Consider the following 14,551-nt stretch of genomic DNA (forward strand, 5'->3'; position numbering starts at 1 on the left):
GCTGAGCCCTACGCGCGAGCTGCCGCGACTCGTCCCTCGAGGAGCGCGATCGTGCGCGAGTTCGCCGGACGGATGCCGAGGGCGTCCGCGAGCGCGAGGGCGAGAGCCGCGTGGCCGGTCCCGTTCGGGTGGAAGGCGTCGTTCATGAGCCCCCACGGCACCGCGCCGCCGCCGAGCTCGAGCATGACGGCGAGCTGATCGACGAGGATCACGTCCTCGCTCGCTGCGACCGCCCGCACGGCCTCGGCGAACTCGGCGATGCGCGCCCGCTCCGGGGCGTTGCGCACGTCGATCGGCGGCGGCGTCTGCAGCACGGGGATGGCGCCGAGCGCGCGCACGCGGGTGGTGAACTCGCGCAGCGATGCGGCGTACTGCTCGGGTGGGATGACCTCGCGCGGGCCGCCGGTCGACATGTCGTTGGTGCCGATCATCAGCGTCACCACATCGGGCCGCCATGACGAGATGCGTCGCTCCCAATCGTCGAGGATGTCGACGATGCGATGGCCGCTGACCGCCGAGTTGACCACGATGTCGCGCACGCGCTCGAGCTCGCCGCGGATGAGCTCCTGCAGGTGCTCCGGGTAGCTGCGGCCGCCCTGCGTGTGCACGAGTCCATGGGTGATCGAGTCACCCGTGATGACCCAGTTCAGCGGCTCGGCGCCGACGAGGGCACCGGCGAGACGGCGGAGATCGGTGGCGGCGGAGGCGGGGGATTCGGCGTTCGACACGACGACGAGCCTATCTGCCGCCCCACTCGGCATCCGGATGCGAAAGACTGGTGACATGACCTCGCCTGCACTCGACGCCCTTCTCGCCCGCATCGTGGACAGCGGCCTGCTCGACGAACCCGTGGCCGAGAACGGCCTGGTCTACGGTCGGGCGACCATCGACGCGGCAGGCACCGTGGTGTCCGTCAACGTGGACCCTGAGCTCGAGGACCACGACGAGGTCGACGAGGACGAGCTGCTCGAGGCGATCGCCCGCATCCTGTCGGTGAACGAGTCGCGTTGGCGCGCCGTGATCGACGAGGTCGCTGCCGACATCGAGGACGCCGTCGACGACGAGGCCCCGGTCATCGAGCAGACCGACCTGCGCGACGACCTGGAGGCGACCTCGGTCGTCGTCTTCGCCGACGCCCTGCTGCTCGCCTTCGATGCGCCGAAGCAGTTCCCGGACTCGCGGATCCTGGTGCAGCTCGACGAGGAGCTCGAGGTCTCCGGCATCGAGGTCCGTGAGCGTGACGGTGTGGAGACCGTCGAGTTCGACACGCTCGACGATCTCCTCGACCACATCAGCGGTCCCGACGAGGACTGATCACAGCCACTTCTTGTACTTGAAGATGCTGAACAGCCCGACGGCGAACACGGCCATCGCCCCGATCGCCATCGGGTAGCCGAACGCCCAGTGCAGCTCGGGCATGACCTCGAAGTTCATGCCGTAGACCGTGCCGACCAGGGTCGGCGCGAAGATGATCGCCGCCCACGAGGAGATCTTCTTGATCTCGTCGTTCTGGGCGAGACCGGCCTCGGTCTGCCGCCGGGCGACGAGCGCCGAGTGCACGGTCAGCGCGTTCTCGAGGATCGCCCTGAACGAGTCGACCCGCTCGTTCACGCGGATCACGTGGTCGAGCACGTCGCGCAGCGAGCGCTGCAGCTCTTCGTCGATGCGGTACTTGTCGGAGCCGCGGCGCAGCCATTCCAGCATCCCCGCGAGCGGGTGCACCGCCCGCTGGAAGTTGATCACCTCGCGCGACAGCTCGTAGATGCGGCGGGAGAGGGCATCGTCGTCGCTGTCGCCGAAGAGCTGGTCCTCGATCTCGTCGATGTCGTTCAGGAGGCCGGCCACGATCGGCTCGTACTCGTCGACGACCTCGTCGAGGATGGCGTAGAGCACCGCCTCCGGTCCCATCGCGAGCAGCTCGGGGTTCGCCTCCATGCGGCGGCGAACGGCGGCCAGGTTCGGCGATTCGGCGTGCCGGATGGTCACGACGAAGTCGGGGCCGATGAACAGGTGCAGCTCGCCGAACTCGATCGACTCCTGCTCGTCGCGGTATCGGGCTGGCCGCAGCACGGCGAACAGCGTGTCGCCGTAGCGCTCGACCTTCGACCGCTGGTGGCCGGAGAGCGCGTCTTCGACAGCCAGCGGATGCAGGTCGAACTCCCGCGCGACTGACCGGACCTCCTGGTCGCTCGGCCGGTACAGGCCGATCCAGGCGATCCCACCCAGCGCCCCGAGGGTGCGCGAGGTCTCGTCGAGGTTCTTCAGGGTCTCGACGCGACGTCCGTGGACGTACACGCCGTTGTCGATGAGGGCCATGATCAGGCTCCGTTCTCGCTCGCGTACGCCGGCATCAGGCCGGGTGCGCAGAAATCGTCAGGGGGCGGATGATGCCACCGACGGCTGCAGAGAACGACGTGCGAACGCGGAGATGAAGCTCAACGCGAGAGAGCACGGAGTCGCGACGCAGCCGAGGCGACGTCGTAACTATCACCGGACATCGCCATCACCGCCTTTCGGGACTCTTCTCGGGGTCACGTGACCCAACGCCTCAGCATACGCCTCGATGCTGGGAGGTCCGCACCCGGGAGTCGCACCGTGGGTTGCTGAGCTGCACCGCGTGGGTTGCTGAGCGTGTCGAAGCATCCGGACGGGCCCTTCGACAGGCTCAGGGACCCAGGAGGTCAGGCGAGCGCGACGACCTCGCCACCGCGGGAGGCGGAGGCCTGCGCGGCCTTCACGATCTCGACCGTGCGGATGCCGACACCGGCATCCGGCTGCGGCCGGCGCCCATCGCGTACCGCGGCGACGAACTCCTCGAGCAGCAGCGCGTCGAGGTCGGCGCCGACCGGCGCCCAGGTCTCGCCGTGCGCATCGTGTCCTGCGACGCCCTTCGCGAAGGGGCTGACGGTCAGCGTGCCGCGCTCCGCGACGATCTGCAGCGTGAGTCCGCCCCAGGTGGGCGAGCTCAGCGGCCAGCTCCACGAGCAGTCGATCGTCGCGACGACGCCGCTCGGGTACTGGATCGTGACGAGTCCGCCGGTCTCGACCGTGAGGTCGCGCTGCGCGTGCAGGATGCCGTTCGAGACGGCGCGGACCGACGTCGCCCGCTCGCCGAGCAGCTCGTCGAGCAGGTCGGCGCAGTGCACCACGTGGTCGACGAGCGCGCCACCACCCGCGAGCTCCGGATCGGTGAACCAGGCGCGGTCCTGCGGGAGGGTGCCGTTGTTGATGCCGGTGATGCCGAGCACTCGGCCGAGCCGTCCGCTGCGCAGCTCGCCGATGGCGTCGCGCACGGCCGGTGCGAAGCGCACCGGGTAGGCGACCATCAGGATCACGCCCGCTCGCTCGCAGGCTTCGCGCATCGCGATCGCATCGGCGACGGTCGTCGCGAGCGGCTTCTCGCAGAGCACGTGCACCCCTTCGGCTGCCGCGCGCTCGACGAGGGCGCGGTGCCGCGAGTTCTCGGCTGCGATCACGACCGCGTCCGGCTTCCAGGCGAAGGCCCCGTCGTAGGTGTCGACGTAGTCCACGCCGAGTTGGGCGGCGAGCTCTGCGCCGCGGGGCGCATCGTCCGGCGCGCTCGCGCCGTCGGGGTCGGCGGCGATCAGCTCGACGCCCGGCATCCCCCTCAGCGCGTGCACGTAGCTCAGCGCATGCGTGTGGGCGAAGGACAGGACGGCGATCCGCAGCGGGGCGGGAGCGGTCATCGGCTGGCCTCCTCGGCCTCGATGGCGGGAAGGGAGATCGCCGCGCCGGCGGCGATCGAGGCGTAGGCGGCTTCGGCGACAGCGACGGCCTCGATCCCGTCGGCCGGGGTCACGAGCGCATCGCGGTGCTCACCGATGGCAGCGACGAAGTCGGCGATCTCTGCGTAGTACGGGCTCTCCTGCGGCGACATCGGCGGCAGGTAGTCGGCGTCGCCGCCGTCGGCCACCGAGTCGGTGCGGAGCGTCTGGTCCTCGGCGCTGTCGTACCGGAGGCGGCCTTCGGTGCCCGCGACCTCGACGCTCGTGCGGAACGGCATGCCAGGCGCGACCCAGCTGCCGTGGATGTGGCTGATCACGCCGCTCCGATGCGTCAGCACGACGTGCGAGGTGACGGGAGCCGGCACGCGGTCGTCGACCGTCGGCGGGTTCTGCACCGCGTACACCGAGGCGACGGGACCTGCGAACCAGATGGCCTGGTCGATGTCGTGGATCATCAGATCGCGGATGACGCCGCCGCCGGCCCGCTCGGAGAAGAACCAGGGCGTCTGCGGCGCGGAGCCCGCCCGGCTGAAGCGCTGCACCGCGACCGTGCCGATGCGGCCGGCCTCGATGCCCTCCTTGATGCGACGGTACTCGCCCATGTAGCGGACGACATGCGCGGGGAACAGCCGGACTCCGGCATCCGCTGCCGCCTGTGCGACGCGCGCCGCGATCTCGGCGGTCGGCGCGAGCGGCTTCTCGCAGATCACGTCCTTGCCGCGCGCGATCGCGCGGAGGGCGAAGTCGGCGTGCGTGCTGCTGGGCGTCACGATGTCGACGATGTCGACGAGCTCGACGAGTGCATCGACGTCGTCGATCACCGTGAAGCCGTACTCCTCGGCGATCTCCTCCGCGCCGACGAGCGAGGTCACGTAGCCGACCGCGCCGAGGGCGCGCCAGGCATCGGCGTGCACGCGGGAGATCCCGCCGGCGCCGATCAGTCCGACGGTCAACGTGCTCACTGGTTCTCCTCGGTGGGTTCGATCGGGGCCACGGACTCGTGGGGAAGCGGGGTGATCGGCGGCACCGGCATGTCGTCGATCCGGTAGATCCGGGCGGCGTGCCGTTGGAAGGCGTGCACGAGCGCGCCGTGCGCCGCCGCCTCTGCGCCGAGCCGTGCCTCGGCGAGCGGCACCTGGAACGGCAGCCCGAGGTGGTGAGGGAGTGCAGCCCGCAGCGGATCGAGCAGCTGCTCGTGCGCCGCGGACAGCCCGCCGCCGATCACGATCATGGCAGGGTCGACCGTCATGATCAGGGTCGCGATGCCGTGCGCCAGCTCATCGATGAAGGCGTCGAGCTCGGCCTGGGCATCCGCATCTCCTGCCCGTGCTGCGCCGAACACCTCGGCGGCCGTGGCGGCGGTGCGCCAGCTGATCTGACCGGTCTCGGTGTCGAGCCCCCGGAACGCGAGGCGGCCGATGTCGCCGGCGGCATTGTGGATGCCGCGGCGAGGGCGCCCGCCGAGGATCAGCCCCATCGCGATGCGGTTGCCGACCGAGAGGTAGATCACGTCGTCGACGAGCTGCGCGACGCCCAGGTGATGCTCGGCCACGGCTGCGAGGCGCACGCCGTTGTCGACCGCGACCGGGCATCCGAACGCGTGATGCAGCTGCGAGCCGATGTCGATGCCGGACCACTCGGGGATCACGACCGAGGTGGTGACGCGGCCGGAGTCGTCGACGATGCCCGGCAGGGAGACGCCGATCGCCCTGACCTGCGATGACGGGATCGATGTGGACGAGAGGGAGTGGCGGATGTCGTCGATCACCGCAGTGAGCTTCGCGGCGCCGCCGTCATGGGCGGCGACACCCTGGTAGCTGTGCTGCGCGATGACGTGGCCGGCGAGGTCGGCGAGCACGACGCGCACGCTGGCGACACCGATGTCGACGCCGACGACGGTTCCGGCCGCGGCGTGGAATGCGTAGCGGCGGGCGGGTCGACCTGCCCCGCCGCCGTTCTTCGCCGGCGCGTCGATGATCGTGCCCGCATCGCTCAGCGCGGTGACCGCGGTCTCGACCGAGGTGCGCGAGATCTCGAGCGAGCGGGACAGCTCGTTCACCGTCGCCGGGCCCACGTCACGAAGCTGCAGTGCCGATCGGGCCACGATCGACAGCGGGTTCGACACGACCATGTGCGGTCCCTCCTTCTACGCCGTCGCTGGGTGCGATCAAAATAGCACACCGCATTTTCGAATCAAATGGCTCGGTTCTCACCCCGGAAACAAAACCGTAACAACAACATGAGAACTTGCCCTTGACGAATTATCCCACACGAGTGTCATAATAAATCAACCCAAGCACGGCACAAGCAAAGGAGCACCATGCGCGTCAGCAAGATCACCGGCATCGCCGCGGGCATCGCGGCCGCCACCCTGTTGGCCGGATGTTCGGCCGGAGGCGGCAGCGCCTCCGAGGGAGAGCAGGACATCACGGTGTGGCTGTACCCCGTCATCGCCGATGAGACGATGCACAAGGACTTCTGGGACACGACGATCGCCGCGTTCGAGCAGGAGAACACCGACGTCAACGTGAAGTACGAGATCTTCCCGTGGGCGAACCGTGACGAGGCGCTCCAGACCGCGATCGCGGCGGGCAAGGGCCCGGACGTCGTCTACCTGGTTCCCGACCAGCTCGCGGCGTACCAGAAGTCGATCCTCCCGCTCAACGATCTGCTGAGCGAGGAGCGACAGGGCGACCTGCTCCCCAACGTCAAGACCTCGGTCACGATCGACGGCGACATCCTGGGCGCCCCCGCGCTGACGAGCGCCCAGCCCCTCATCTGCAACGCTGCCGCATTCGAGGCTGCAGGCGTCACGGAGTACCCGGAGACCTGGGACGACATCATCGAGATGGCCCCGAAGTTCACCGAGAAGGGCATGTACGCCCTGAACTACCCGGCATCCGCGGAGAACACCCTCAACCTCACCTACTACCCGCTGCTGTGGCAGGCGGGCGGCGAGGTCTTCACGAAGGACGGCGACGTCGGCTTCGACAGCAAGGCCGGCGAGCAGGCGCTCACCTTCATCACCGACCTCGCCGAGTCGGGTGCGCTCGACCCGGAGGCGCTCACCACGAACGTGCCGCTCGAGCAGACCGCGATCGCGCAGGGCAAGGTCGCGTGCACATGGAACAACGGCGTCACCGAGGTCGCACCCTTCTGGGGCGAGGAGAACGTCACGGTGCTCGCACCACTGACCGATGAGAAGACCGTCGCCTACGGCACGGTCGGCTCGCTCTCCGTGCTCAAGGGCTCGAAGGCTCCAGAGGCTGCGGCGGCGTTCGCGGAGTACGCCACCGGCGCCGACGTGATCGAGCCCTACCTCAAGGCCGCCGGCTACTTCTCGGCGCTGAGCACCACCGAGCCGCTCTACGCGGACGACGCGCTGCTGGGCGAGGTCGAGAAGTACGTGCCGGACACCACCGTCGGCGAGCTCAACGCGAGTTCGCGTGCGCTGATGGGCGTGCTGGCGCCGGAGATCCAGGCGGCGCTGCTCGGCCAGAAGGATCCGGCAGACGCGCTGAAGGATGCCGCCGCGGCCGCGGCGCCGATCCTCAAGAAGTAGGCACGACCGGGGGCGTGCGGAACGAACCGCACGCCCCCTTCCCCTCCATCCCCCCTGTGAGGTATCGACTGATGACGACCGCAACCACGGCGAAGAGGCCAGCAGGACCGGTGACCAGGGTGCTCGCCCGACGGGAAGCCCGAGTGGCCTTCCTGTTCGTGCTCCCCGCCTTCCTCCTGTTCATCGCGTTCCGCTTCGGCCCGAGCATCGTCGGCGTGGCACTGAGCCTGTTCGACTACGACATCACCGGCGAGATCGCCTGGCGAGGGCTCGACCACTTCCAGCGGCTCGTCGCCGATCCGCTGTTCTGGCGCGCGATGGGCACCACGCTGCTCTTCACGGTCTTCGCCGTGCCGATCTCGCTCGTCCTCTCGACCGTGATGGCCCTCGGCGTCCGCCGGGCATTCCGCGGCGCTCGCTTCTTCCGCTCGATCTTCTTCCTCCCGGTGATCACCTCGCTGGTGCTCGCCGGCTCGATCTTCGTGTGGATCTTCTCCAGCAACGGCCCGTGGTCGGCCCTGATGGCACCGCTCGGCCTCGGCGGATCCTGGCTCGGCAGCACGATCCTCGTCATTCCGGCGATCATCGTCGTCGGGGTCTGGTCGCGCTTCGGCTACGGCATGATGATCCTGATCGCGGCCCTGCAGGACGTGCCCCGCGAGCTCGAGGAGGCAGCGCTGGTCGACGGCGCGAACGCCTGGCAGCGCTTCCGCTGGATCATCCTGCCGTATCTGCGGCCCACCTTCTTCTTCCTCGCGGTGATCGAGACGACCGCCGCCTTCCAGGTCTTCGACGTCATCTACGTGATGACCCAGGGCGGGCCGGCGAACGCCAGCTACTCGCTCGTCTACCTGCTGTACGACCAGGGCTTCCGCTACTTCGACTACGGCTACGCCGCCGCGGTCGGTGTCGCGCTGTTCATCATGACCCTGGTCGTCGCCCTCATCCAGCGCCTCGTGATCGGAAAGCAGAAATGACCGCCCTCCTGCAGCCGCCGTCCGCGACGAAGACGCCGCCGACCCCCGCACCGAGGAAGCGCCGCTCCTTCCGCGCACTCGAGCCGACCGGCTGGGGCATCGTCGGCCGCTGGATCTGGCTGAGCATCGCCGGCATCCTCAGTTTCTTCCCCTTCTACGCCATGGTCGTGCTGAGCCTGAAGCCCGGCAAGGTCGTCGAGCTCCCCGGCTCGCTGCTGCCCTGGACCGACATCTCCTTCGACGCCTACGAGCAGGTGCTCGCCGGGCAGAACATCCTCGGCTGGCTCGGCAACACGCTCATCTACTCGCTCGTCTCGGTCGTGGCGGTGCTGTTCCTCTCGGCGCTCGCCGGGTACGCCTTCGCGAAGAAGCGGTTCCGCGGCAAGGAGGTGATGTTCTGGTCGTTCCTGGCGATGGTCATGGTGCCGTTCCACGTCACCCTCATCCCGACGTTCATCCTGATGGCGAACCTCGGCGGCGTCGACACCTACTGGGGGCTGATCCTGCCCTCGCTCGCGAACGCGCAGGCGGTGTTCCTGATGCGTCAGTTCATCCAGGGGCTGCCGGACGAGCTGTTCGAGGCCGCGCGCATCGACGGCGCCGGGGAGTTCCGCATCTTCCTGCGGATCGTGCTGCCGCTGTGCAAACCGATCCTCGCGACGCTGGGCATCTTCGTCTTCCTGTGGCACTGGAACGACTTCCTGTGGCCGCTCATCATCGCGAAGTCGAACTCGATGTTCACACTCACGGTCGGCATCTCGTCGCTCCAGCAGCAGAACGTCCCGCTGAGCACCATGCTCGCGGGCTCCGTCGTCGCACTGCTGCCCATCTTCCTCGCGTACCTGATCGCTCAGCGGTACGTGCAGGAAGGCGTCGCCGGTACCGGGATCAAGGGCTGAGAAGAAGGGAAAGCACGACATGACTCAGCACAGTTTCAGCGCATTCGCCTCGGAGGCGGAGCTCGAAGAGGCCCTGGCCACACCGAGCGCCGGACTCGTCGAGGACCTCGCACGGGGTGCGGGCGACCTCGTGATCCTCGGCGCCGGGGGCAAGATGGGTCCGACCCTGGCGATGCTCGCCCGTCGCGGCATGGACGCCGCGGGACGGCGGGATGACGCGGTCTACGCCGTCTCGCGCTTCGGTGACGCCGCGATCCGCGAGCGCCTCGAGGGTGCTGGGGTGAAGGTCGTCTCCTTCGACCTGATCGAGAACGACGACTTCAGCTCGCTGCCGGATGCGCCGAACGTGGTGTTCATGGTCGGCGCGAAGTTCGGCGCGGCGACCAACGCCTCGTGGGCCTGGGAGGTCAACGCCGCGCTGCCCGACCGGGTGGCCCGCCGGTACCGCGACAGCGCGATCTCGGTGCTCTCCACCGGCAACATCTACCCCTTCGTGCCAGCCTCCTCCGGCGGTGCAGCCGAAGAGCTCGCGCCGTCGCCGATCGGGGAGTACGCGCAGTCCTGCCTCGGCCGGGAGCGCGTGTTCGAGTTCGGCGCGCAGGAGCGCGGCACCAAAGTGGCGATCATCCGCCTGAACTACGCGGTCGACCTGCGCTACGGCGTGCTCGCCGACATCGGCAGCGCCGTGCACGCGGGCGAGCCGGTCTCGGTCGCCACCGCGAACGTGAACGTGATCTGGCAGGGCTACGCGAACGAGGTGGTGCTGCGCAGCCTCGTGCACGCGTCGACCGACCCGTTCACGATCAACCTCACCGGCCCGGAGCTGCTGAGCGTCGAGTCGATCGCGCGCCGCTTCGGCACCCTGTTCGACCGCGAGGTCACGCTCGTCGACGAGCCGCTGCCGACCGCGCTGCTCAGCGATGCGCGACGCTGCATGGCGCTGTTCGGCTACCCCTCGGTCTCGGCCGAGACGCTGATCGGCATGCAGGCCGCGTGGATCACCGAAGGCCTGCCGATGATCGCCAAGCCCACGAAGTGGGCCGTGCGGGACGGGAAGTTCTGATGGCGGTGCCGACCCTGCGCCCTGAGGCCGCGGCGACCCTCGCCCGCGGTGCCGTGATCCCGGCGCATCCCCTCGCGCTCACGGCGGAGCGCACGCTCGACGAGCGCCGCCAGCGCGCGCTCACCCGCTACTACCTCGACGCCGGTGCCGGTGGCATCGCGGTCGGCGTGCACACGACGCAGTTCGAGATCCGCGACCCGGAGCACGCGCTGTTCGAGCCGGTGCTCGCGCTCGCCGCCGAGGAGCTGGATGCACGGGCCGGCGCGGATGTCGTGCGCATCGCCGGCGTCACCGGTGACACCGCGCAGGCGGTGGCAGAGGCACAGCTCGCCCGCGACCTCGGCTACGACGCCGTGCTGCTGAGCCCGCGCGTCGAGGGCGCCGATGACGCCGCGCTGCTCGACCGGGCGCGCGCGGTCGGCGAGGTCAGCCCGCTGGTCGGCTTCTACCTGCAGACCGCGATCGGCGGCCCGGTGCTCGACCGCGACTTCTGGCGCGAGTTCGCGGCGATCCCCTCGGTCGTGGCCGTGAAGGCGGCGCCCTTCGACCGCTATCGCACGCTCGAACTCGTGCGCGGCGTCGCCGCCTCTGGACGCGCCGACGAGATCGCGCTCTACACGGGCAACGACGACGCGATCGTCGCAGACCTGCTGTCTGAGTTCCACGTGGACTCGCCGACCGGTGAGCGCGCGCTGCGCTTCGTCGGCGGGCTGCTCGGGCAGTGGGCGGTCGGCACTCGCGCGGCGGTCGCGCTGCTCGATCAGGCGCGCCTGGCGATGGCGGGGGATGCCGGGGCCTACCTCGAGCTCGGCCTCATCGCCTCCGACATGGTCGATGTGAACCAGGCCGTGTTCGATCCGGCGAACGACTTCCACGGCGTGATCGCCGGCGTGCACGAGATGCTCCGCCAGCAGGGGCTGCTCGACGGCGTCTGGTGCCTCGACCCCGACGAGGGGCTCTCGCCCGGTCAGGCCGAGGAGATCGAGCGGGTGCGTCGCGAGTACCCCGCGCTGAACGACGACGCGTTCATCGCCGAGCACCTCGAGGCGTGGTTGCGATGAGCGCCCCCAGCGTCATCGCGGTCGTCTCGGAAGCGCTCTGCGAGGAGTTCTTCGCCGAGGCCGACGTCGAGCGCCTGCACACCATCGCGGCGAGGCTCGGCGGCTCGTTCCAGCGCGTCGATCGGCTGACGGATGCCGAGCTCGGCAGCGCACGCGTGGTCATCACGAGCTGGGGTGTCGGTCCCTTCGACGCGGCGGCGCTGGCGATGCTGCCAGCGCTGCAGCTCGTGGCGCACACCGGTGCGTCGATCAAGGCCTTCGCGACCGAGGCGCTGTTCGACCGCGGCGTCACGGTGACCCAGGCCGGGGCGGCGATGGCACGGCCGGTGGCCGAGGTGTCGCTGGCCTTCACGCTCGCCCTGTTGCATCGGATCCCCGAGATGCACAGCATGCTGCGCGCAGGCGGCTGGTACGACGCGGATGCCGTCGGTGCCCAGCACGAGATCTTCGGCGCCCCGATCGCGGTGGTCGGGGCCTCGCGCACCGGTCGTGCGTACCTGACGATGATCCGGGCCCTCGGCGCGGAGCCGCTGCTGGTCGACCCGACGATCGATGCGGATGCCGCAGCAGCCCTCGGCGCCGACCTCGTCCCGCTCGATGAGGCGCTGCGCCGAGCGCGCATCGTCGCCGTGCACGCGCCGACGCTGCCTGAGACGCACCACCTGATCGGTCGCCGCGAGCTCGCCCTGCTGCGCGACGGCGCCGGCCTGGTGAACACGGCGCGGTCGTGGCTGGTCGACGAGGCCGCGCTGGTCGACGAGCTGCGCACCGGGCGGATCAGCGCCGCGATCGACGTGTTCGACGAGGAGCCGCTCGCGGCCGACAGCACGCTTCGTTCCCTCGCCGGGGTGCTGCTCACGCCGCACCGGGCCGCCGGCACGACCGAGGGTCGTCGTCGCGGTGGTCGCATCGTCGCGGACGAGATCGAGGCCTTCGCCCACGGCAGGCCGCTCGAGCACACGATCGACCGCGCACAGCTGTCTTCGATGGCATGACCGCGTCACCGCTGCGTGTCGTCTTCGCGGGGCTCGCGCACTCGCATCCGTCGACGGATGCCGCCAATGTGCGAGACCTCGGTGCGGCGATCGTGGGCGTGCACGATGCGGATGCGCAGTCGAGCGCCGAGTTCGCCGCGCGCTTCGGTGGTGCGGTGCTGACCTCGGTCGAGGAGCTGCACGCGCTGCGACCCGATCTGGTGATCGCGACGCCGCGTCCGCAGGAGGTCGTGCCGTTCCTGCGCGCGCTCACGATCGACCCCGGTGCTCCGCTGTTCCTGAACAAGGTCGTGGCGGCGACCGCCGGTCAGCTCGCCGCGCGGGATCGTGTGATCGCTGCGGCCGCCGTCCCGGTGGGAACGAGCTCGCCGCTGCGTTTCGCCCCGGCACTTCGAGCCTTCGCCGACGGCATCCGCTCGGAGAGGATGCTGAGCATCCGCGTGCGGGCGCAGCACGACAACGCTGCCTTCCAGCTGCCGGCCCGCTCCTGGCAGGACGACCCCGAGCTCGGCGGCGGCACGATGGTGACGGTCGGCGTGCACGCGTGGGAGATGCTCGACGTCATCGCCCCGGGCGCTGAACTGATCGACGGATCCGGCTGGACCCGCCGATCGCCGGGATCGGCCACGCGCTCGGAGGATGCCGGCGGTCTCGCCGGTGTGCTGCGGATCGGTGCCGGTGAGGTCCCGGCTCAGGTGCTGATCACCGGGGTGCCGGGACCGGATGCCTACGCCATCGAGGTCGTGACGGCATCCGGCATCCGCTCGCTCGCACTGTCGACCGATGACGCGAACGAGTCGCTCGGCTTCCGCGGCCTGGCGAGCGAGCTGCTCGGCGAGTGCGCGTCGCGTCGCGTCGCGGCTCCCTGGGCCGAGGCGCGCACCGTCGTGGCGAACACGATCCGCGCGGCGAGTCTGGCGAGGGCACCCGACGCGGCCTCGGAGTGAGAGACGGCACCACGGAACGGCCTGCCCCGAGCATCCGCTCGGGCACTGGGGGCACTGGGGACTGACTGGAACAGGCGTCGCGACCGTCGAGTCGCACGCACGACGCGGCGCAGCGCCGTGAGGAGGAGCACCATGACGTATCAGGAGAACACCGACACGGCAGCCCTGCGCAGCAGGCGCATGCTGCTCGCGGGCTTCGGCGCCGCGGCCATCGGCGGCGTCGCAGCCGTCGCGACCACCGCCCCTGCGCAGGCCGCCGGACCCGTCGCGCCGCTGAGCTCCGCGGGCTCGAAGACCGTCGGCAGCGCCGGACTCGCGACCGATCTGCCAGCGCTCAAAGGCAAGAGCGGCGACCTCGTGCGCACGGCCGGGTACGGCACCCCTGGCGACGGTGGTGACGGTCTGTACCGCTTCGTCAAGAAGGACGCCCCTGCGGTGAACGGCGGCACCGTGATCGCCGCGCGCAAGGAGGGCGTCTGGGTGCGCGTGCACGCCGGCGTCGTGGACTTCCGGGCATTCGGCATCTTCGATGGGAGTGTGCCGGCCGACGACGCGCTCGACGCGATGGTCGGCGACGCCGCGATCCACCGCATCGAGGCGCACACCGATCTGAACTTCGTACGACGCCACCGCTTCACGCGTTCGAACCTCGCGTTCGACTTCGGCAACCACCTGATGACGACGCAGGGCATCGAGAACGCGCCGAAGGACGACCCGTTCGCCGCCGTCATGTTCTTCCGCGGCGAGGTGACGGACGCCGTGCAGGAGGCTCGGCTGAATGAGACAGTGCCCGATCTCGCCGACATCTTCCCGGTCGCGGACTCCTCGTTCTTCGCGGTCGGCGACTGGTACGCGGCCGAAGTCAACGCGCTCTCCGGACGCTGGGAGCGCGAGCTGCAGCGCCTCGTGCAGGTGACGCAGATCGTCGACGGCACCCATATCCGGGTCAATTACAAGAACGGCTGGCCGCTCGGCGCGGACCGCTCGATCACCTGGCGTCGCGTGGTGCCGGTGCAGGACGTGACGGTCTCGAACCTGAAGTTCCTCGGCACCGGGACCGACGAGTACACGGGCTCGCACCCGCTGGCCTTCGAGTACGCGGTGCGTTGCGACGTCGACCACATCGACGGCACCGGCACCTTCTGGCCGCTCATCCAGCGCCGCTGGAACACCTACTACTCGACCGTGAGCTGCACGCTCAAGAACCCGACCTCGGTCACCTGGGGCGGCGCCGGCTACCTGACCCAGCAGATCTACTGCCTCTACGGCTACGTCGCGAACTGCCACACGGCCAACGCGCG

General features: G+C 69.7%; 13 protein-coding genes and 1 pseudogene. 9 read left to right on the forward strand and 5 right to left on the reverse strand.

Features of this window, described 5'->3' with window-relative positions; translation table 11 throughout:
* Window positions 1-8: 8 nt before the first annotated feature.
* Entirely contained in the window at window positions 9-728 is a 720-nt protein-coding gene (locus V7Z82_RS17890) for an SGNH/GDSL hydrolase family protein (protein WP_334153153.1), read from the reverse strand.
* Window positions 729-783: 55 nt separating this feature from the next.
* Here V7Z82_RS17890 and V7Z82_RS17895 point away from each other — a divergent pair, with 55 nt between their 5' ends.
* Complete coding sequence (locus V7Z82_RS17895; RefSeq protein ID WP_334153154.1) at window positions 784-1,314, forward strand: cytochrome C5; 531 nt, start codon at window positions 784-786, stop codon at window positions 1,312-1,314.
* Here V7Z82_RS17895 and V7Z82_RS17900 read toward each other — a convergent pair whose 3' ends face one another.
* The 4 genes from V7Z82_RS17900 to V7Z82_RS17915 all read right to left on the reverse strand — a co-directional run bounded on the left by V7Z82_RS17900 (window position 1,315) and on the right by V7Z82_RS17915 (window position 5,877).
* Window positions 1,315-2,316 (reverse strand): magnesium and cobalt transport protein CorA, encoded by a 1,002-nt coding sequence (locus tag V7Z82_RS17900; protein WP_334153155.1) that lies wholly within the window; start codon window positions 2,314-2,316, stop codon window positions 1,315-1,317.
* Between the two features lie 365 nt (window positions 2,317-2,681).
* Window positions 2,682-3,707, reverse strand: coding sequence for a Gfo/Idh/MocA family protein (locus V7Z82_RS17905; RefSeq protein WP_334153156.1), 1,026 nt, complete (start codon window positions 3,705-3,707; stop codon window positions 2,682-2,684).
* On the reverse strand, window positions 3,704-4,708 hold the full coding sequence (locus V7Z82_RS17910; RefSeq protein WP_334153157.1) for a Gfo/Idh/MocA family protein: 1,005 nt from the start codon (window positions 4,706-4,708) through the stop codon (window positions 3,704-3,706). Before V7Z82_RS17910 ends, V7Z82_RS17905 begins: the two co-directional genes overlap by 4 nt.
* Entirely contained in the window at window positions 4,705-5,877 is a 1,173-nt protein-coding gene (locus V7Z82_RS17915; RefSeq protein WP_334153158.1) for an ROK family transcriptional regulator, read from the reverse strand. Before V7Z82_RS17915 ends, V7Z82_RS17910 begins: the two co-directional genes overlap by 4 nt.
* A 189-nt stretch (window positions 5,878-6,066) precedes the next feature.
* On the opposite strand from V7Z82_RS17915, the gene V7Z82_RS17920 reads away from it, so the two are divergent.
* From V7Z82_RS17920 to V7Z82_RS17955, 8 genes and pseudogenes are all read left to right on the forward strand, one after another.
* Entirely contained in the window at window positions 6,067-7,308 is a 1,242-nt protein-coding gene (locus V7Z82_RS17920) for an ABC transporter substrate-binding protein (protein WP_334153159.1), read from the forward strand.
* 71 nt (window positions 7,309-7,379) lie between these two features.
* The gene (locus V7Z82_RS17925; protein WP_334153160.1) at window positions 7,380-8,285 is read left to right on the forward strand and encodes a carbohydrate ABC transporter permease; all 906 of its coding nucleotides are present in this window, start codon (window positions 7,380-7,382) and stop codon (window positions 8,283-8,285) included.
* Window positions 8,282-9,184 carry a carbohydrate ABC transporter permease gene (locus V7Z82_RS17930; protein WP_334153161.1) on the forward strand — a complete coding sequence of 301 codons (903 nt, stop codon included), beginning with the start codon at window positions 8,282-8,284 and terminating at the stop codon, window positions 9,182-9,184. Before V7Z82_RS17925 ends, V7Z82_RS17930 begins: the two co-directional genes overlap by 4 nt.
* Before the next feature lie 19 nt (window positions 9,185-9,203).
* A complete protein-coding gene (locus V7Z82_RS17935; RefSeq protein ID WP_334153162.1) occupies window positions 9,204-10,247 on the forward strand; it encodes an NAD-dependent epimerase/dehydratase family protein in 1,044 nt (347 codons plus the stop codon).
* On the forward strand, window positions 10,247-11,308 hold the full coding sequence (locus V7Z82_RS17940; RefSeq protein ID WP_334153163.1) for a dihydrodipicolinate synthase family protein: 1,062 nt from the start codon (window positions 10,247-10,249) through the stop codon (window positions 11,306-11,308). Before V7Z82_RS17935 ends, V7Z82_RS17940 begins: the two co-directional genes overlap by 1 nt.
* Entirely contained in the window at window positions 11,305-12,303 is a 999-nt protein-coding gene (locus tag V7Z82_RS17945) for a hydroxyacid dehydrogenase (RefSeq protein ID WP_334153164.1), read from the forward strand. Before V7Z82_RS17940 ends, V7Z82_RS17945 begins: the two co-directional genes overlap by 4 nt.
* Window positions 12,300-13,250, forward strand: coding sequence for a hypothetical protein (locus tag V7Z82_RS17950; RefSeq protein WP_334153165.1), 951 nt, complete (start codon window positions 12,300-12,302; stop codon window positions 13,248-13,250). Before V7Z82_RS17945 ends, V7Z82_RS17950 begins: the two co-directional genes overlap by 4 nt.
* 132 nt (window positions 13,251-13,382) lie before the next feature.
* Window positions 13,383-14,551: pseudogene (locus V7Z82_RS17955) on the forward strand (peptidase C14); the annotation flags it as partial.

The organism is Microbacterium sp. (assembly GCF_036823965.1).
Taxonomy (GTDB): domain Bacteria; phylum Actinomycetota; class Actinomycetes; order Actinomycetales; family Microbacteriaceae; genus Microbacterium.

What these genes read in the sequence shown, in the direction of transcription:
- V7Z82_RS17895 (WP_334153154.1), top strand. Translation starts at nt 784, where the DNA reads ATGACCTCGCCTGCACTCGACGCCCTTCTCGCCCGCATCGTGGACAGC.
- V7Z82_RS17900 (WP_334153155.1), bottom strand. Translation starts at nt 2,316, where the DNA reads ATGGCCCTCATCGACAACGGCGTGTACGTCCACGGACGTCGCGTCGAG.
- V7Z82_RS17905 (WP_334153156.1), bottom strand. Translation starts at nt 3,707, where the DNA reads ATGACCGCTCCCGCCCCGCTGCGGATCGCCGTCCTGTCCTTCGCCCAC.
- V7Z82_RS17915 (WP_334153158.1), bottom strand. Translation starts at nt 5,877, where the DNA reads ATGGTCGTGTCGAACCCGCTGTCGATCGTGGCCCGATCGGCACTGCAG.
- V7Z82_RS17920 (WP_334153159.1), top strand. Translation starts at nt 6,067, where the DNA reads ATGCGCGTCAGCAAGATCACCGGCATCGCCGCGGGCATCGCGGCCGCC.
- V7Z82_RS17925 (WP_334153160.1), top strand. Translation starts at nt 7,380, where the DNA reads ATGACGACCGCAACCACGGCGAAGAGGCCAGCAGGACCGGTGACCAGG.
- V7Z82_RS17930 (WP_334153161.1), top strand. Translation starts at nt 8,282, where the DNA reads ATGACCGCCCTCCTGCAGCCGCCGTCCGCGACGAAGACGCCGCCGACC.
- V7Z82_RS17935 (WP_334153162.1), top strand. Translation starts at nt 9,204, where the DNA reads ATGACTCAGCACAGTTTCAGCGCATTCGCCTCGGAGGCGGAGCTCGAA.
- V7Z82_RS17940 (WP_334153163.1), top strand. Translation starts at nt 10,247, where the DNA reads ATGGCGGTGCCGACCCTGCGCCCTGAGGCCGCGGCGACCCTCGCCCGC.
- V7Z82_RS17945 (WP_334153164.1), top strand. Translation starts at nt 11,305, where the DNA reads ATGAGCGCCCCCAGCGTCATCGCGGTCGTCTCGGAAGCGCTCTGCGAG.
- V7Z82_RS17950 (WP_334153165.1), top strand. Translation starts at nt 12,300, where the DNA reads ATGACCGCGTCACCGCTGCGTGTCGTCTTCGCGGGGCTCGCGCACTCG.